Source organism: Paenibacillus sp. An7, from assembly GCF_009870785.1.
Lineage (GTDB): Bacteria > Bacillota > Bacilli > Paenibacillales > Paenibacillaceae > Paenibacillus.
Window position 1 is genome coordinate 139,919 of record NZ_WTWX01000005.1, and the last position, 17,584, is coordinate 157,502.

At 41.9% G+C, this 17,584-nt stretch carries 18 protein-coding genes; 4 read left to right on the top strand and 14 right to left on the bottom strand.

What is annotated here, in order from left to right; genetic code table 11:
• Positions 1-7 precede the first annotated feature (7 nt).
• The 3 genes from spoIIIAB to GQY27_RS09060 all read right to left on the bottom strand — a co-directional run bounded on the left by spoIIIAB (position 8) and on the right by GQY27_RS09060 (position 1,877).
• Positions 8-526 (bottom strand): stage III sporulation protein SpoIIIAB, encoded by a 519-nt coding sequence (spoIIIAB, locus tag GQY27_RS09050; protein ID WP_160033461.1) that lies wholly within the window; start codon positions 524-526, stop codon positions 8-10.
• The gene (gene spoIIIAA / locus GQY27_RS09055; protein WP_201450711.1) at positions 519-1,493 is read right to left on the bottom strand and encodes a stage III sporulation protein AA; all 975 of its coding nucleotides are present in this window, start codon (positions 1,491-1,493) and stop codon (positions 519-521) included. Before spoIIIAA ends, spoIIIAB begins: the two co-directional genes overlap by 8 nt.
• Before the next feature lie 120 nt (positions 1,494-1,613).
• Positions 1,614-1,877 (bottom strand): YqhV family protein, encoded by a 264-nt coding sequence (locus GQY27_RS09060; RefSeq protein ID WP_442950894.1) that lies wholly within the window; start codon positions 1,875-1,877, stop codon positions 1,614-1,616.
• Positions 1,878-2,052: 175 nt separating this feature from the next.
• On the opposite strand from GQY27_RS09060, the gene GQY27_RS09065 reads away from it, so the two are divergent.
• Positions 2,053-2,781: a 2-phosphosulfolactate phosphatase gene (locus GQY27_RS09065; RefSeq protein WP_160033463.1), complete on the top strand. Its 729-nt coding sequence runs from the start codon at positions 2,053-2,055 to the stop codon at positions 2,779-2,781.
• A gap of 70 nt (positions 2,782-2,851) precedes the next feature.
• Here GQY27_RS09065 and GQY27_RS09070 read toward each other — a convergent pair whose 3' ends face one another.
• The 4 genes from GQY27_RS09070 to GQY27_RS09085 all read right to left on the bottom strand — a co-directional run bounded on the left by GQY27_RS09070 (position 2,852) and on the right by GQY27_RS09085 (position 6,791).
• Positions 2,852-4,105 carry an aspartate kinase gene (locus GQY27_RS09070; RefSeq protein ID WP_160033465.1) on the bottom strand — a complete coding sequence of 418 codons (1,254 nt, stop codon included), beginning with the start codon at positions 4,103-4,105 and terminating at the stop codon, positions 2,852-2,854.
• Between the two features lie 245 nt (positions 4,106-4,350).
• Positions 4,351-4,908, bottom strand: coding sequence for an elongation factor P (gene efp, locus GQY27_RS09075; RefSeq protein ID WP_160033467.1), 558 nt, complete (start codon positions 4,906-4,908; stop codon positions 4,351-4,353).
• Positions 4,909-4,931: 23 nt separating this feature from the next.
• Positions 4,932-6,002, bottom strand: a complete 1,071-nt coding sequence (locus GQY27_RS09080) for a M24 family metallopeptidase (RefSeq protein ID WP_160033469.1) — start codon at positions 6,000-6,002, stop codon at positions 4,932-4,934.
• Between the two features lie 303 nt (positions 6,003-6,305).
• Positions 6,306-6,791, bottom strand: coding sequence for a YqhR family membrane protein (locus GQY27_RS09085; RefSeq protein WP_160033471.1), 486 nt, complete (start codon positions 6,789-6,791; stop codon positions 6,306-6,308).
• A gap of 151 nt (positions 6,792-6,942) precedes the next feature.
• Between GQY27_RS09085 and GQY27_RS09090 the strand changes: the two genes are divergently transcribed.
• Together GQY27_RS09090 and GQY27_RS09095 are read left to right on the top strand one after the other, a co-directional pair.
• On the top strand, positions 6,943-7,947 hold the full coding sequence (locus GQY27_RS09090; protein WP_160033680.1) for a DUF1385 domain-containing protein: 1,005 nt from the start codon (positions 6,943-6,945) through the stop codon (positions 7,945-7,947).
• Positions 7,948-7,956: 9 nt separating this feature from the next.
• Complete coding sequence (locus GQY27_RS09095; RefSeq protein ID WP_160033473.1) at positions 7,957-8,292, top strand: hypothetical protein; 336 nt, start codon at positions 7,957-7,959, stop codon at positions 8,290-8,292.
• Between the two features lie 100 nt (positions 8,293-8,392).
• Here GQY27_RS09095 and GQY27_RS09100 read toward each other — a convergent pair whose 3' ends face one another.
• Together GQY27_RS09100 and mntR are read right to left on the bottom strand one after the other, a co-directional pair.
• Positions 8,393-9,973 (bottom strand): family 10 glycosylhydrolase, encoded by a 1,581-nt coding sequence (locus GQY27_RS09100; protein WP_160033475.1) that lies wholly within the window; start codon positions 9,971-9,973, stop codon positions 8,393-8,395.
• 136 nt (positions 9,974-10,109) lie between these two features.
• Complete coding sequence (gene mntR / locus GQY27_RS09105) at positions 10,110-10,535, bottom strand: transcriptional regulator MntR (protein ID WP_160033477.1); 426 nt, start codon at positions 10,533-10,535, stop codon at positions 10,110-10,112.
• Positions 10,536-10,734: 199 nt separating this feature from the next.
• Between mntR and splB the strand changes: the two genes are divergently transcribed.
• A complete protein-coding gene (gene splB, locus GQY27_RS09110; RefSeq protein WP_160033479.1) occupies positions 10,735-11,805 on the top strand; it encodes a spore photoproduct lyase in 1,071 nt (356 codons plus the stop codon).
• A 98-nt stretch (positions 11,806-11,903) separates the two neighbouring features.
• Here splB and GQY27_RS09115 read toward each other — a convergent pair whose 3' ends face one another.
• The 5 genes from GQY27_RS09115 to metG all read right to left on the bottom strand — a co-directional run bounded on the left by GQY27_RS09115 (position 11,904) and on the right by metG (position 17,553).
• Positions 11,904-12,617 carry a cytochrome c biogenesis CcdA family protein gene (locus GQY27_RS09115; RefSeq protein ID WP_160033481.1) on the bottom strand — a complete coding sequence of 238 codons (714 nt, stop codon included), beginning with the start codon at positions 12,615-12,617 and terminating at the stop codon, positions 11,904-11,906.
• A 45-nt stretch (positions 12,618-12,662) separates the two neighbouring features.
• Complete coding sequence (locus GQY27_RS09120) at positions 12,663-13,466, bottom strand: metal ABC transporter permease (RefSeq protein ID WP_160033483.1); 804 nt, start codon at positions 13,464-13,466, stop codon at positions 12,663-12,665.
• Between the two features lie 21 nt (positions 13,467-13,487).
• Positions 13,488-14,237, bottom strand: a complete 750-nt coding sequence (locus tag GQY27_RS09125) for a metal ABC transporter ATP-binding protein (RefSeq protein ID WP_160033485.1) — start codon at positions 14,235-14,237, stop codon at positions 13,488-13,490.
• A 58-nt stretch (positions 14,238-14,295) separates the two neighbouring features.
• Positions 14,296-15,321: a metal ABC transporter solute-binding protein, Zn/Mn family gene (locus GQY27_RS09130; protein ID WP_442950895.1), complete on the bottom strand. Its 1,026-nt coding sequence runs from the start codon at positions 15,319-15,321 to the stop codon at positions 14,296-14,298.
• A gap of 231 nt (positions 15,322-15,552) precedes the next feature.
• Positions 15,553-17,553 carry a methionine--tRNA ligase gene (gene metG, locus GQY27_RS09135; RefSeq protein WP_160033487.1) on the bottom strand — a complete coding sequence of 667 codons (2,001 nt, stop codon included), beginning with the start codon at positions 17,551-17,553 and terminating at the stop codon, positions 15,553-15,555.
• Between the last annotated feature and the right edge of the window lie 31 nt (positions 17,554-17,584).

Sequence of the window (17,584 nt, forward strand, 5' to 3'; positions counted from 1 at the left end):
CACCTCACTATAAGATCAGAATGACGATCAGCGCCCCGACCAGAAGACCAAGACTGCGGCTCATCTTTTCGTATTTCAGTTGATCTTCCCGAGCCGTGATTTCTTCATGATTTAATTGCTGGATGGCAAGCGTAATGTGTTTGTTCTGTTCCTCTCTGTCGCTTGTTCCAAGACTTAAACTCAGCTGAAGGATCACGTCTTTCTCTGGTTGTTTCATAGCCGTTTGGCTCCAGTATCTGTCTACCGCATAGTGAAAGCTTTCGCTTGCCGAATGCCCTTTAGGAGAGTTCATATGCTCTGCAGCCGCTATGAAAAGACGTCCAAGTGGTTTACTCGCTTGCGATCCTATCTTATGAAGTGCATCGGCAAGCGGGCTATAACTATAATTAATTTCTGTCAGCAGACGCTGGAAGATAAGAACAAGCTCTCTAATCTGCTTGGGTCTGGAAGCAAAAAGATTAGCCTTATACATGCCTAGAAAAGTTCCCGAAAGCAAGATCATCAAAGCACCTATCAGTTTAAGCATGAGCGCCACCTGCGTTTGTAATGCCTTGCTGCTGTAAGGTTCTGTTTTTACTATCTGCAAGTCTGTATGTCACTTTTTTACCGAAACGATCAATCATAACGTACATCTGAAACAATTCTTCCTGGATTAAGTCCTTAATAAATGGTCGTTTGCTAAGATCAGCCATATCCCTTGCATGTGCGCTTGCAATGACGGAAATACCGGCATTCAGCGCCTCTTTTATCGCTTCTGCATCTTCTTCTCTGCCAATCTCATCGACAATCAGCACTTCGGGTGACATGGATCTCAGCAGCATCATCATTCCTTCGGCTTTCGGACAAGCGTCCATCACGTCTGTCCTTGGTCCAACATCGAAAGTAGGAACGCCTTTATAACTGCCAGCAATTTCGGAACGCTCGTCTACAATACTCACTTTATAACTTCTTCTTTTCTCGCTTCCATGGCTGATCTGTCTGGCTATATCTCGAAGCAATGTCGTTTTCCCTTGCTGCGGAGAAGAAACGATGAGCGTATGTTTAATTCGAGAAGTTCGGTAGTCTACAAGATGCGGAATAATCTGATCCGCTGCACCGTTAATCTCTTTGGCGATCCGAACATTAAATCCACTGATATCTCTTAAATGTTCTACTCTCCCATTTTTAAGTACCGTTCTTCCAGCTAGTCCAATCCGGTGTCCGCCTGGAATCGTGATAAAACCTTTGCGAAGTTCTTCTTCCATCGTGTAGAGCGAATGATTACTGATGACTTCTAGAAATCGGTGAGTATCCTCCCTAGATGGACAATAAGCTTCTGACTGTATTTTTGAGGGCTTAGAAAGCCGGGTTACAAAATAGTGCTCCCCATTTGTGTTAATTTCGAGAGGCCTTCCCTCACGAATTCGAACTTCCTCCAAAGATTCTAGAAGCGGTCTAGGAAGATGCATCAGCAGTGTTTTTAGCGACTCAGGAAATAACTCAAGCCATTTCAAGATCAGGCACCCCCATTCCCTAGAAGATCAGGGCTTTTTCCAAGGCCCTTTCCGGGGCCCCGTTTTTGTTGGTCATACCCCATATTTATGCCTGTACACGTTTTTTATGACGGGAATCTATCATTTTTTTAAAATACCAATTAAGAGAAAAGTAACTCCCATAAATACCCACGCCAATTTACCAAATGAAAGCTTGTCTGCCATCCCTACCAGTCCAATAGATGTGGTTAAAATAAGGATCATCGGACCAACAAAAGCAAGGGCGGAATTTACGGCAAGAGCTTTCTCGACCTGATTAAATCTCAGCATAAGCAAAGCGGCAATCAATTCTGCTGACCCTGAGAAGATACGTAAAATAGCCATCGACAATACATATTTATCCAATACAGCGTTCCTCCCTGAAGCAAGTTTGTCTTAGAACATATGCAGAAACTACTCTATTTATATCCACAGAAAAAAAAGAGGTAGGCACCTGCCCTTCTCCCGCTGCATATAGTAAGAATAGATAGGATGGATGATGTAGAGAAACAGTGCAAAAACAAGTTAGGGAGGTACACCTATGCGTATCGATGTTGTTGCCAGTGCCAGTGAAATACGCACAGAAGATGTGATTCACCGCAGCGCAGTGGTTATCGATGTATTTCGAACAACGAGTACCATTGTTACTGCACTAGCACATGGGGCAATCTGTATTACGCCCGTAGAAACGGTCCCACAAGCCAAGCAGCTTGGGCTTGAAGGTATGTTTTTAGGCGGTGAACGATTCTGTAAAAAAATAGCTGGATTTGATGCGGGGAACTCGCCTTTGGAATATACAAAAGAATTAGTAGAAGGAAGAAAAGGAATTATGACCACCACAAGCGGTACTAGAGCTTTGATTAAAGCTGGAAAAGCTTCCTATATATTCACAGCAGCCTTTTTAAATGCAAAAGCTTGTGCAGAGGTACTAGCGGAGGTGGATCTAGATATCGCTATTCTTTGTGCAGGTCAACAGGACAGGTTAACTATGGAGGATTCACTTTGCGCTGGAATGCTCATTCATTATATAAAGCAATCAGCTGTGCAGCCCGTACGTCTTAATGATTTAGGGTTGGTTGTCCATCAAGCCTATCTTGGCTGTGAGGCAGACCTTCGAAATAAGCTGAAAGAGAGCAACGAGGCGAAGAGGTTAACTAAGCAGGGTCATGAAAAAGATGTGGATTATTGTTTAACGGAGAATGCTTTTACCCTTGTTCCTGTTATGGAAGAACACTTTTTAGTCCCCTGGCAGTCAAAAGAGAAAAAATAAATATAAGAATAAAAAAGAGACTTACACGTTATTCACCGTGTAAGTCTCTTTTGCGATGTACTACCGCCATTTATCTTCGATCTTGTGGTCCGCCTACAAAAGCTTGAACTTCTGCATCGAGTTTATAAGCTGTATGCAGTGCACGAATGACTTCATTCAGTTTTGAACCTTCCACTACACAGGAGACTTTAATCTCTGATGTACTTACCATTTTGATATTAACACCTTGGCTTGAAATGACTTCAAACATTTGAGCAGCAACCCCTGGATGACTGACCATACCTGCCCCAACAATGGATATTTTTACAAGACCATCCTCTGATGTAATTTCACGAAATGGCAGAATGCTTTCCATTCCTTGAATCACATCAATAGCACGCTCTCGATCATCTAGAGTTACCGTAAAGGAGAAGTCAGCTTTGCCATCACTAATACCGCTTTGGACAATAATATCAACATCAATTTGTTCTCTTGCTAACGCGCCAAACATACCTGCAAGCACGCCCGGAATATCTTCAACTCCCAAAATACTGATACGCGCTACATTTTTATCGTAGGCTATACCGCTTACCACTACGCCTTGTTCCAATGCTGCTTCCTCCTTCACTACCGTTCCTTCATTATAAGTAAAGCTGGATCGAACCACTAAAGGTACTTTCGAATGTTTCGCATATTCAACTGCACGCGGATGCAATACAGCTGTACCCAAATGAGCAAGCTCCAGCATCTCATCATACGAGATTTCACTCAATTTACGAGCAACCTTGACGATTCGCGGGTCAGTAGAATAAACCCCGTCAACGTCTGTATATATTTCGCAAGCGTCGGCTTTGATCGCAGCTGCAAGTGCAACTGCTGTCGTATCCGATCCTCCGCGTCCGAGTGTCGTAATTTCTCCTTCTTCGGATATACCTTGGAATCCGGCAACGATGACAATTTTGCCTTCTTCTAAGGATCGTAATACTCGTTCTGGCTGTATATCCGTTATTCGTGCTTTTCCATGAACCGGTTCAGTCCGGAATCCCGCTTGCCATCCTGTATAGGAGACGGTCTCACGTCCTAAGCTTTGGATGGCCATCGATAGTAAAGCGATTGAAATTTGCTCCCCCGTTGTGAGCAGCATATCCATTTCCCGTGCAGGAAGCTTATCGTTCAATATTTTTGCCTGGTCAATGAGTTCGTCTGTTGTATCCCCCATAGCGGAGACGACAACGACACATTGATGTCCTTCATCTTGTTTCTGGGCTACGCGTCTTGCTACTCGCTGCATTCGTTCTGTATCACCTACAGAACTTCCTCCGAATTTCATTACAAACAAAGACAAACCAATCTCACTCCCTACCCTTACAAGTATAAACATCTTTATATATAGGCGATAAGCTGGATTACGCTTACCTTACTTTTAAACAGTATAATACGAAATTTGGAAACTGGTAACCCTTTTTTACTGTAAATCATTGAATAAGGCATGATAACCTCCTTTTTCCTCTTTAAAATACAAAAAGTCCCCTGCTGATTAGCAGAGGACTTTGTAAATAGCGTATCTCTTGTAGACAGAACGTTATCTTATTATGCGCGAGAGCTATATTTTCCTTCGCGAGTATCAATGATCAGAACATCGCCTTCATTAATAAACAAAGGTACTTGTACATTTAGACCTGTTTCTACTTTTGCATTTTTAGTAGCACCTGTTGCCGTGTTACCTTTAATACCTGGCTCTGTCTCAATAACTTTGAGTTCTACAGAGTTTGGTAAGTTAATTCCCAGAATCTCACCTTTGTAGCTGATGATGTTTACATTCATGTTTTCTTTAAGGAAGTTCAGTTCCCATTCCAGTTGGTCACTAGTAAGTGTGAACTGATCGTAAGTTTCGTTATCCATGAACGTATGCTCATCTCCACTTGCATACAGATAAGAAACACCACGGTTGTCAATTTGTGCACGGCCGATGGTTTCACCAGCGCGGAATGTTTTTTCTACGGTGTTACCATTACGAAGATTTTTAAGTTTAGAACGAACAAATGCCGCTCCTTTACCTGGCTTAACGTGTTGGAAATCAAGAACTGTAAAAATATCACCGTCAACCTCAACGGTCAAACCTGTTTTAAAATCGTTAACTGAGATCACTAAAAAACCCCTCCTAATTATAATTACAATGTTATTAATTCTTTCTTAGAGTGCGTCAAAATTGAAATTCCAGATTCAGTCAGTACGACGTCATCTTCAATCCGTACGCCTCCGATGTCAGCAAGATAAATCCCTGGCTCAACGGTAACAACCATTCCTGGTTCAAGAATATCATCACTAAGTTTGGATAAACGAGGAGACTCATGAACTTCCATCCCAAGGCCATGCCCTGTACTGTGTCCGAAGTAGTCGCCATATCCATATTTCGTAATTATATCTCGTGCTAGCGCATCTGCTTCCCGACCTGTCATACCCGGCTTGATATGCTCCAAAGTATGTAATTGAGCTTCCAGCACAATATCGTAAATCTCAACTAATTTCGATGCCGGTGTACCGACTGCGATTGTTCGGGTCAGATCTGAACAATACCCATCTAATAGTGCACCAAAATCAAAAGTAATAAAGTCGCCTTTTTCAATTACCTTATTGCTGGCAACGCCGTGGGGCATGGCTGAACGTATTCCAGAAGCTACAATCGTATCAAAGGAAGAAGATGTTGCACCATGCTTGCGCATAAAGAATTCAAGTTCAAGGTCTGCTTCGCGTTCTGTCATACCAGGTTTTACGACTGTCAGGATATGAGCAAAAGCAGCATCCGCCAAATCTGCAGCACGCTGCATGATCGCAATCTCGTTCTCATCTTTATATAACCGAAGTTTTTCAACAAGTCCGCTCACCGGAACCAGTTTCACTGGTTTTAGTTGATCTGTGTACGCCTCATACGTTGCGAACGTGATGAGATCCTTCTCAAATCCCAGAGACTGAATTCCTTCTTCAATCAGTAATTCCTTTACTGTTTCCATCGGTTTCGCAGCGTGTTCAAGAACAGTAAATGCTTTCGCTTGCTGCGGAGCCTGTGTCATATAACGGAAATCAGTAAGCAAATACGCTTTTTGGAGCGTTACGAGTACGTAACCTGCTGAACCAGTGAAGCCGGTAATATACCGTCTGTTAATCGGGCTTGTCACCAAAATGGCTTCAAGTCCCTGTTCTTTCATAGCCTTACGTAGTTTCATCACGCGGTTGTTCTCCATGATTATACCTTCTTTCTTCGCCTTCAAGCCAGTTCCTTATCTCACTCTATGAATCTCCAGATCGTTATATCATGGCCTGTAGGTCCGATGTAAAGCTGTAGACTGAATCCAGCAAATAGGGCTATAGTTCTGGTGCCAACACTAACGTGCGCAAAAAACGATAGTACCTTCATGAAAGCCTGCAGTACATGTAGCTCACAAACTGAAGAAAGCTTCATTCTTGCGCGCTACCTTCCCTGCCGATAACCATTTGCTATTTTAACACAATGAGTAAGGGATTGAGAAGTTTTTTTGATCGCAGCCTTATGCCATTTCTGGCTCTCGTTTCCTTTCATTCGTATACTCGACGGCTATAGAATAACCGATAAATAATCCCCATAATAAAAACAAACAAAATTCTGCGTAAATCGTATTCCAAGTTACCTCTGTAATCGGCTTTACCATACCTAAGACTGGACCCGGCCAGACGAAAATAAGAAACCACCATAAGATACCGTACAGCAATCCAGGAAGCGGTCCTCTAAGTTTACGAAAAATGATGATGTACAGAAAGGATGCAAGGATTGAAAATCCGATAAAAAACAACCATCCTAACCATTGTCCGGGTAGTGAGTAAATAAAAGAATGTTTAAAAAAGGGTTCTGCTATAAACCCGGTGGGGATCACCGTGAAATGAAAAATATAAAAAACCCACTGAATTCCTCCCCAGAATAATCCGGCAAAAAATCCAATTTCCAAACCGAAAAGCAGCGGGTTGGTTCGTTTTGTTCTTTTCTGCTGATGGTTCACCCTAAGATCCTCTCCTTATTAAAAATATCGTAATGTAAATTCATCCTATAGTATGTAGTATGTGCAAATTCCACATCGTTACTCAAAACTAGAAATTGCTGGCTAAAAAAGATACAATAGAGATAATGAAGAGAATAGGAAGGTGAAACTTTTGCCTCAAGAATCAAAACCAGTAGCTTACGGCGGCCAAGCAGTCATTGAAGGCGTAATGTTTGGCGGGAAGCATGTAAATGTTACAGCAGTAAGACGAAAAAACCAGGAAATTGCTTTTTTAGAAGTCCCCAAACAAGATAAATCCTGGGTTAAGAAACTTAGAAAAATCCCCTTTTTACGCGGGATTGTTAGTCTAATTGACTCGAGTGCCAAAGGAACCAAACATCTTAACTTTTCTGCTGATGCTTACGCAGATGACGAGTTAACAGAAGAAGAACGACAAGAACAGAAGGATAATGAAAATACGGGTTGGAGTCTGTCCATGGTCATTGGCGTAGCCGCTGTGGGGGTACTGTCCTTTGTATTTGGCAAGGTCGTTCTCACCGCTGTACCTGTATTTATTGAAGATTTTCTGTTTGGTAACACGGGGTTGAGTAAATTTAGTCACACCTTTATTGAAGGTATTATTAAAATATTGCTAGTATTTTTATACTTGTATGTCATATCGCTTACACCAACGATCAAGAGACTGTTCCAATATCATGGAGCAGAGCATAAAGTAATCAGTGCTTATGAAGCAGGGGTAGAACTTACACCTGCCAATGTACAGAAATTCAGCCGTCTTCACTATCGCTGCGGCAGTAGTTTTCTTGTTCTGAGTGTTATTGTCGGGGTACTGGTTTACTCTTTATTCTCCATTCCTTTCCCATATGATAATGTGTGGGAACGTGTAGGTCAGCGTCTGATTCTCTTACCGGTCGTACTAGGGTTGTCTTTTGAAGTTCTGAAGTTTACGAATGCAGTTCGTGATGTTCCTATCCTCCGTTATCTTGGATACCCTGGTCTATGGCTTCAGCTGCTAACTACAAAAGAACCAACAGATGATCAGGTGGAAGTGTCCATTGCCTCCTTCAATCGGATGCGTGAACTCGATGCAGAACTTGAGAATGCTACGGTAAACATATCTTACGCAAGCGGAAATTTGGATCCTGTGAAAGGATGAGGTTGGAAGATGTTGAAACACGGTGTGATTTTCTTCTCAGTCATGGCTTTAGCCATTTTTCAGTTCATTGTATTTGCAGCGAACGGCGCTTGGAGTCAACTCATATTTCCTATCATTCTAGCCGGTTTGATGTTTTGGTTTTATCTGAAGCCGCCGGCTGGTTATGCTAACAGCAGGAAGAAACACCCGAAAGTCAAACCGTCAGCGGCAACCATGGCAAAGCTTGGTCAATCTAAAAATGGAGCAAAATCAACAACAACCAAAAAAAGAAAAGATTATCCTTTTCATGTAATCGAAGGAAATAAAAGAGATAAGGATGATTCCGATCTTCCTAAATATCATTAAAGATTACAAAGAAACCCCGCAGAACTTAAGTCTGCGGGGTTCTTTTGTATCCTGTTTTATTCGAGGTTCTTAGGAATATATTCTGATCGATTTCATTTTTCTAATTTGTATAATATGAAGTTAACGCTTGAACGAGTCCCAGTGGATTTTTGGTGAGATATTGGCTGCTGAAAAATATAGATCCTGTAATATCTTCATACTGTTCATTGTATTTGAGCTGACTCATAATCTCCTCAGATGTCTGCCAGCCAACTTCTGCCGTTCCGAGCTTATAAGGAGAATGACCGATAATAAGATCTACGTCTGTTCCCTTCACTTCATTAGCCCACCAGTCTACCAGCACATCATATCTTGCAGCGGTAAATGACATACTCCAATAGATTTGCGGAGCCACATAATCGACCCAGCCTTCTTTTATCCATGTTCTAACATCAGCATACATATCGTCATATGCTGTTACGCCCGCTTTCGTGTTAGACCCGGTAGGGTCTTTCGCTATGTTTCTCCACACACCAAAAGGGCTGATACCATATTCCGCTGACGGTTTAGACTGTTTCACGCTTTGTCCCAAGCTTTGAACAAAACGATTGATGTTATCTCTTCTCCAGTCATCTATATTCTTGAATGTTCCTGCGTTATATTTCTTATAAGCAGCACTGTCATTAAACGTCGTGTTTGATGGGTAGAAGTAATCATCTAGATGAACTCCATCAATGTCGTAGTTATTTACCACTTCCATAATTGCATCAATAATATGCTGCCTTGCCTCAGGAATACCTGGGTTAATATACATTTGGTTTTTAGCAGTTACGATCCATTCCGGGTGCTGTTTTATGACATGGTTTGCTGCCAGCGCACTTGTATTCGTTGTTGTATTTGCACGAAACGGATTAAACCAAGCATGGAATTCCATTCCTCGTTTATGTACTTCCTCAACCATGAACGCAACGGGATCATATCCCGGATCAAGCCCTTGTGTCCCGGTCAGTACTTTATTCCATGGAACCAGAGCCGATGGATATATAGCATCAGATGCTCCGCGAAGCTGAACATATACGCTGTTGATCCCCATCGACTCAAGAGAATCTAACTCTTTGATAAAATCTTGCTTTTGTTTTGCGATATTTTTAGTAGAGCCAGATTTAGGCCAGTCTCCATTAATCGTTGATATCCATGCCCCTCTTATTTCCGAACTTGGTTCACCTGGTACACTTGGAATCTCCGGGTCTGCAGGCCATAAATTGGTTGTAGTCAGTTTAATCGTTTTGGCTGATTGATTCCAGGTCACTTGCAGGCCTAGATGCTCGCTTACAAACCGTAGAGGTACCATAACTCGTCCCTTAATAATTTCTACTGATGTTGTTAAATTTACGGTCTTCCCATCAACAATCCCGGTTGTCTTCCCATTCGTTAAGGAAATAGAAGTATAGAGTCCTTGAATGTTTACCGTTTTTGCAGCCTGGTTCCATTTTGCCGAAGCACCAATTCCCTCACTAATTACTCGCAGCGGAACCATCGTTACATTATCTTTTGGCTTCAGATAAGGGGCTACATCTGTCTTAAGCTGACTTCCATCCAAATAAATCGTAATCTCACTCGAACTTGCCGCAGAGATCGAGGCTCCCTGCAGTACAAGAAATACAACTAGTAACAAAGCAAGGCATTCTTTAACTTTCCTCATAAAACATTGTCCTCCAAGCATAATAAATTTAGAAAAATAACCCATTTGTTATAGTTATAGACGTTTTTATATGCTGAAAGTTGCGAATGAATATAAAAACACCATCCTGTGATAACCTAGGATGGTGTTTCTTTCTTTAAGATTCGTTTGTTAGTTCCTTATGGACGTTTCGAAGGTCCTGCAGCCTTGCATCGTCACGGCGAAAATACTCCACGAGAGTCTCAATACAAGTTATGGAATCCCAACTAAGGTGATGCTCAATCCCTTCCACGTCTCTGTATATATTCTCGTCCTGTACCCCTATAATCGTCAAAAACTCTTCAAGAAGCTCATGGCGGTCCATCAGTCTTTTTCCGATTTTTTTTCCTTTCGGGGTAAGGATGAGGCCTCGATACTTCTCATAGATTAAATACTCATCTTTATCCAGCTTCTGTATCATTTTCGTTACTGAGGACGGATGCACTTCGAGTCCTTCCGCAATATCGGATACACGCGCATACCCTTTTTCATCGATTAACTTATAAATTCGCTCCAAATAATCTTCCATACTGGGCGTTGGCATGTGCCTAACCTCATTTCATTAATGAACTAGCGTCCTTGCGGCCGAGTAAGTTTGCTCTTGTTATGATACATGTTATCCAATACGATTTGCAAGTCCTGAAGGACATAGCGTCTTCTTTAATACGTAATGTTACCATGCTTAAGAATACCGTCGTCAAGCCAAAATACATAGTGAATTACAATGTGAGAGGAGCTTTTTCATGCCGACTCAAGTCTTAGAAAGACCTGAACGCAAAGTTAGGCCCACTAAAGCTTTTGTCCCTGATCTTGTTTATTTTGAACCCAGTTCCCTCGACTATCCAAAAGGACAGCGCATCCTGGAATGGGTAAAAGAAAAAAACATCGAATATCATATGACGACTTCACACAACCGTATTACAAACTTGCCTGGTGAAACAGACCTGGAGAAATATCGAATCGCCAAGCGTACACTCGTTGTCGGCATTCGCAGAACCTTAAAGTTTGATCAATCCAAGCCATCTGCTGAATATGCAATCCCGATCTCTACTGGCTGTATGGGTCATTGTCATTATTGTTACTTACAAACTACACTCGGCGCAAAACCCTATGTGCGTGTGTATGTGAATACGGATGATATTCTTCTAGCGGCTAAGGACTATATTGAAGAACGCAAGCCAGAGATTACCCGATTTGAAGCAGCCTGTACTTCAGATCCCGTAGGTCTAGAGCATATTACAGGGAATCTAGCCGATTTGATTACCTTTATGGCAAACGAAGAGTTCGGCAGATTACGGTTTGTAACCAAATACCACCATGTAGAACCTCTGCTCAACTTGAAGCATGGTGGAAATACTCGTATTCGATTTAGTGTTAACGCAGATTATGTCATTAAAAATTTTGAACCAGGTACCTCTCGTTTTGAGGAGAGAATTGAAGCAGCCGGTAAAATTGCCCATGCAGGGTATCCATTAGGGTTTATTATCGCTCCAATTATCTGGCATGAGGGATGGGAAGAAGGATACGGCGATCTTTTAAAACGATTAGCGAACACCCTGCCGAAAGATGCTACCAAAGATTTAACTTTCGAAATGATCCAGCATCGTTTTACAAAGACAGCGAAAAACCTAATTGAACAACGTTATCCAAAATCGAAGCTTGAGATGGATATTGCCAAACGAGAAACTAAATGGGGCAAATATGGGCAATATAAATATGTATATCCAAAAGACCAACAACAAGCGTTACGCGAATTTATTACAGAACGAATTTTTGAATATTTCCCTGAATCAAAAATCGAGTACTTCACGTAAGCAATTATCGTTTATGTATAATAAAAAAGATGCTTTCCTATACTCCGTCAAGTAGACGGCTATAGGGAAGCACCTCTATACATTCAGTACAAATTTTTCTAAATGATCATCCAATCGGGAGTAATTCGCTGCAGCCAAATGGTAATCTGGGTCATTCGATCCGTAAAGAGTAAAATTCCCATCAAGATCATGATACTGCCTCCGACTTTCATTAAAATACCCGAGTATTTCGTAATCCATCTTGTCGTACCTACAAAGAAAGCAAGAACGAAAAATGGGACTGCAAATCCTGCTGTGTAACCTGTAATCAAACCGATCCAGGCACCTGGCTCCGTTGCTGCCATAGCGATAATAGCGGTGAGTATAGGTCCGATGCAAGGAGACCAACCAGCAGAGAACCCAATACCAAAAATAAAAGATCCGAGATATCCCGCCGGTTTCCACTTCATCTCCATCTTACGTTCCCTCATCAGAAACTGAGGCTGAAAAAGCCCAATTAACATCAGTCCCATGACGATGATGAGTACAGCCGATAACATTCGAATCAAATCTTTATACTCATGAAAAAACTCTCCAAACACTCCTGCTCCAAACCCCAAAGTATAGAACACAACGGAGAAACCAAGGATAAAAGCAAGGGTGTGACTTAAGGTTCGTAAACGTACTTCTCTCTTATTTTGTTCATTCTTCAGCTGCTGTACAGACAAACCGGTTATGTATGACAAATACGAAGGATACAGCGGCAAGCTGCATGGGGACAGAAACGAAGCTATACCTGCCCCAAAAGCAAGCCACACGTTTACATCAGGCATTGAAGGAACGCCTCCTCATGAGTTGGGGACTCGAACAAAATAATCTTAAGCCCGAACCCCTTTTTTCCCAAGCATAATGACAACAAGCAATCCAATTAGCAATAATACAATGGTTGCTCCTGGTGCCAGATTCCATATCCCTGCGATCACAAGCCCTGCGATTACAGCAATCTCCGAGATGATAACCGATAAAATAATCGAAGTCCGGAAGCTTCTTGCTAGAAGTAAACTAATAGCTACCGGAATTGTTAAGAGAGCAGATACGAGGAGCGCCCCAACAATTTTAATTGCTGTACTGATAACAAGTGCCGTCATAATGGTAAGCAGCATGTTTAGAATTTTTACAGGAAGGCCGGTAACGGCTGCTGCATCTTCTTCAAAACTGAGTAGAAAAAACTCCTTGTGAAATAAAGCAACCACCAAAATGACGATCGCAGTCACGACACCAACAACCATAAGATCTGTACGATCGAGTGTGTATATGCTGCCGAATAAATAACTCATTACATCCGCGTTGTAACCCCTGCCTAGTGTAAAAAACAAGGAAGCTAGTGCTACCCCGCCTGACATAATGATTGCAATGGATAATTCCGCGTAACTTTTATAAGCTTTTCGTAATTTCTCAATTCCAAATGATGCAATTACAGCAAAGACAAGCCCTGCTGCAATCGGATAGACCCCGATCAAGAAACCAAAAGCCACACCTGCAATCGTAACATGAGACAACGTATCTCCAATCATGGAGAGTCTGCGCAGTACTAAGAACAAACCAATCAGCGGTGCGGTGACTCCAATAAGAATTCCCCCGACTAATGCCCGCTGAAAAAAATCACTCGTTAATATTTCCAATCTTCACGACTCCTTTGACACCTATAACACCGAATGTTGCAAATCTGTCTGAACACAGTTCTCCAGGTCATGGGAATGACGAACATAAAAATTGATTTTACCGTTCACTTGCTGAGGTTCGTTTCCAAGGTATCCTTTGATCATTTCAATATCATGCGATACCATCAGGAATGTCATATGATGATGTTTGTGCATGTGAGTAATCAGTTCAAAGAAACTTGCCTGTGTCTCAGCATCGATTCCTACTGTAGGTTCATCTAAAATTAGCAGGTCAGGGTGATTGATCAGCGCCCTAGCCAAAAATGCACGCTGCTGCTGACCTCCGGACAGCTGTCCTATTCTTTTATCCGCCAAATCCTGGATCCGCATCACTTCAAGAGCATCATCACATTGCTGCTTATGCTTTTTCGTCATTTTGCGGAAAATATGTTTGTTATTATAAAGCCCGGAAAGAACAACTTCCCGAACCGTTGCCGGAAAGAGCGGATTAAAAGCATTCTTCTGCGGTACATATCCGATGCGTTCCCAGTCCTTAAATTTAGCGATAGATTGACCGAACAAACGGATCTCTCCATCGCCTGGAGGTAACAACCCGACCAGCATGCGCATGAGCGTCGTTTTTCCCGCTCCGTTTGATCCAATGACACCAACAAAATCTCTTTCCTTCACCGTAAAGTTCAGATTATTAATGACCTGCTGCTCACCGTATGAAAAACAGAGATTCTTTATCTCAAGAACCGGATCATGACATATATTATCAGCCTTTTGCATGGTCTTCCTTCCTTCTTTTTAAGCTAACCTTGATACAGTGGTCAAGGTTGATCACATTCTATTGTAAAGCTGTTACGAGATTTTGCAAATTTTTCTCCATTAGCGTGAAATAATTATCTCCATTCTCCAACTGTTCTTTTGTAAGTCCCTCTACCGGGTTAAGAACCATGGTTTCTACACCAGCCTCAGATGCAAGAGTTTTTGCCAGTTTATCAGAGACTAACTCTTCAAAGAAAATATAGCGAATTCCTTCTTCTTTCACCAGCTTAGCAAGTTTCACAATATCTTGTCCTGTTGGTTCTGCATCAGGGGACAGTCCCATAATGGAATGTTGTGTGAGTCCATAGTCACGTGTTAAATATCCAAATGCCTGGTGAGATACCACAATTTCTTTTTGAGATACGTTAGAAAGTTGTTCTGTAAACTTCGCATCCAAATCTTCTAGTTGTTGTTTAATTTCACCATAACGCTCTTCATATCCCGTCTTATGTTCTGGATCGGCTTCGACAAGACTATTCTTAATATTCTCTGCCATAACAAGCGCGGACTTTGGACTTACCCATGTATGAGGATCAATGGAACCATGATTATGTCCATCGTCTTCAGGATGTTCGTTTTCGTGTGCATGGTCATCATGTTCTTCGCCTTCATGTGAATGCTCTTCTTCTTCTGAATCGATTAGATGAATGCCTGCACTTACTTCCACTGCTTTTACATTGGAGTCTTTATCTAGGCCTTTCAGAAAATTAGGAACCCATGCTTCGAGGCCCGCACCATTATATAAGAACAAACCAGCTTTGGATGTATTCACAATATCTTGACTTCGTGGTGTCCAGTCATGCGGTTCAACACCCGTTGGCAGCAGATTAATTACATTAACATCATCCCCGCCGATTGCCTTCGTAAACTCATAAATCGGATAAAAACTAGTGACTACATTAAACTTGTCCTCTGAAATTTTTCCTTGGGAAGAACTACCCGAATTGCTGCCGCATGCGGATACAATCAACATCATGATACTACATAAAGCAACCGTCATAAAAAGCCGTGACCTTTTTGCTGAATTCGTAGGCCTGTTTTTCATTTCATCCACTCCATATTTACATTGTTTTATTCTATGTTTAATCGTAATCGTAACGATTACTACTAAATAGTAGTATAGGTATCCGCCTTATGGTTGTCAACACTTTTTCAAATGGAAAAAAGCGCCCCCGAAAGAGCGCCTCATCCACATATCGTACTTTTGAAATGACATAAGCCCTTCATCCTACGAGTATGCTCTTTTTCAATTGTTTTATAAGCCTGTATAAAAAGCTTACTTCACAATAGCACCGTTCGGCATATTTTCTGGAACGGTAGCAAGGGTCAGCTGATCCCCATGAGACGCAGCCAAAATCATCCCTTGGGATAATTCACCCCGAAGTTTAACTGGTTTTAGGTTCGTTACACAGATTACTTTACGACCTACCATTTCTTCCGGAGTATAGAATTTAGCAATACCAGATACAACCTGGCGTTGTTCGTAGCCAAGATCAAGCTGCAGTTTCAGCAGTTTATCCGCTTTTTTCACCGGCTCACAAGCAATAACCTGTGCCACGCGAAGTTCTACTTTAGCAAAATCTTCAATTCCGATCTCAGGTAAGCCCTCAGGAGCAGGGTTTTCCTTCGCTTCGGTTTCTTTCGCAGCCTCTGGTTTGGATCCGCCTGTCATCGCATTCGCAATATATGCTACTTCCTGCTCCACATCCAGTCTAGGGAAGATCGGCTCTCCTTTACGAAGCTCATTACCTTCCGGTATAATCCCTGCTTGTTTTGTGCTGTCCCAAGCAGTCAGTTCGCCCTCTTCGATATTTAGCTGTTCCCAAATTTTACGCGGTGCTTGCGTTAAGAACGGCTGAAGTAAAATGGACGCCACACGTAGAGATTCCACAAGGTGAGCCATAACGGAAGCCAGTTCCTCTCTTTTCGCTTCGTCTTTCGCCAGAACCCAAGGCTGAGTCTCATCAATATATTTATTGCAGCGGCTAATAAATTGTCCAATAGAAGTAAGTGCTACAGAGAATTCTAAATTCTCCATCGATTCTTCTACTTTTTGTACCGTCGTAAGTGCCAATTCTTCCAATGTTGCATCAAATGGCGTCACTCCTGAGCGGTATGCCGGTGTTTTTCCATCAAAATATTTATGAACCATCGCTACAGTTCGATTCAATAGGTTACCTAGATCATTCGCCAAGTCGGAGTTCACACGTTCTACAAAACTTTCAGGCGTAAAAGTACCATCTGAACCAAATGGAACTTCGCGAAGCAGATAGTAACGCAAGGAATCCAGACCATAACGATCAATCAAAGTAACGGGATCTACTACGTTCCCTTTAGATTTGGACATTTTACCGTCTTTCATAAGCAGCCAGCCATGTGCAAATACTTTTTTCGGCAGTGGAAGATCCAGAGCCATCAGCATAATCGGCCAATAAATCGTATGGAAGCGTACAATCTCTTTACTCATGAGATGAACATCAGCCGGCCAGAATTTATCATATAGGGTTGTATCATCAGTACCATACCCGAGTGCAGTAATATAGTTAAGCAGCGCATCAATCCACACATATACGACGTGTTTCGGATCGCTTTTTACTTTCACTCCCCAATCGTAACTTGTACGAGAGACAGCCAAATCTTCAAGTCCTGGTTTGATAAAGTTGTTTATCATCTCATTTTTACGAGACTTCGGCTGAATAAATTCTGGGTTTTGCTCGTAGAACGCTAAAAGGCGATCTGTATATTTGCTCATTTTGAAGAAATAACATTCTTCTTTTACAAGTTCTACAGGATGTCCGCTATCTGGGCTTTTTCCCCCAATGATATTACCTTGGTCATCTTTGACTGGATCCGCAAGTTGGGTTTCTGTGTAGTAGGTCTCATCTGGAATACTATACCACCCTTCATATTCCCCTTTATAAATATCACCTTGCGCTACCAGACGCTCAAATACATCTTGAACAACCTTTGTATGTCTTTTTTCACTTGTACGAATAAAGTCATCATTAGAAATATCGAGTTTCTTCCATAGATCCTGGATACCTGCAACAATTTCGTCGACGAATTCAATCGGCGTTTTACCTGCTGCTTGCGCTTTTTGTTCGATTTTCTGTCCATGTTCATCCGTACCTGTCAAATAACGAACGTCATAACCTCTTAGTCTTTTGTACCTTGAAATCGCATCTCCTGCTACCGTTGTGTAAGCATGCCCAATATGCAGCTTGTCACTAGGGTAATAGATTGGTGTTGTGATGTAAAATGTTTTTTTCTCTGTCATTCGTATACCTCCTATATAATAATTGGTGCTG

Bases quoted from the DNA above. Each gene is read 5' to 3' on its own strand.
- GQY27_RS09100 (WP_160033475.1), bottom strand. From the start codon at position 9,973: ATGAGGAAAGTTAAAGAATGCCTTGCTTTGTTACTAGTTGTATTTCTT.
- spoIIIAB (WP_160033461.1), bottom strand. From the start codon at position 526: ATGCTTAAACTGATAGGTGCTTTGATGATCTTGCTTTCGGGAACTTTT.
- mntR (WP_160033477.1), bottom strand. From the start codon at position 10,535: ATGCCAACGCCCAGTATGGAAGATTATTTGGAGCGAATTTATAAGTTA.
- GQY27_RS09130 (WP_442950895.1), bottom strand. From the start codon at position 15,321: ATGAAAAACAGGCCTACGAATTCAGCAAAAAGGTCACGGCTTTTTATG.
- metG (WP_160033487.1), bottom strand. From the start codon at position 17,553: ATGACAGAGAAAAAAACATTTTACATCACAACACCAATCTATTACCCT.
- splB (WP_160033479.1), top strand. From the start codon at position 10,735: ATGCCGACTCAAGTCTTAGAAAGACCTGAACGCAAAGTTAGGCCCACT.
- GQY27_RS09115 (WP_160033481.1), bottom strand. From the start codon at position 12,617: ATGCCTGATGTAAACGTGTGGCTTGCTTTTGGGGCAGGTATAGCTTCG.
- GQY27_RS09125 (WP_160033485.1), bottom strand. From the start codon at position 14,237: ATGCAAAAGGCTGATAATATATGTCATGATCCGGTTCTTGAGATAAAG.
- GQY27_RS09080 (WP_160033469.1), bottom strand. From the start codon at position 6,002: ATGGAGAACAACCGCGTGATGAAACTACGTAAGGCTATGAAAGAACAG.
- GQY27_RS09065 (WP_160033463.1), top strand. From the start codon at position 2,053: ATGCGTATCGATGTTGTTGCCAGTGCCAGTGAAATACGCACAGAAGAT.
- GQY27_RS09095 (WP_160033473.1), top strand. From the start codon at position 7,957: ATGTTGAAACACGGTGTGATTTTCTTCTCAGTCATGGCTTTAGCCATT.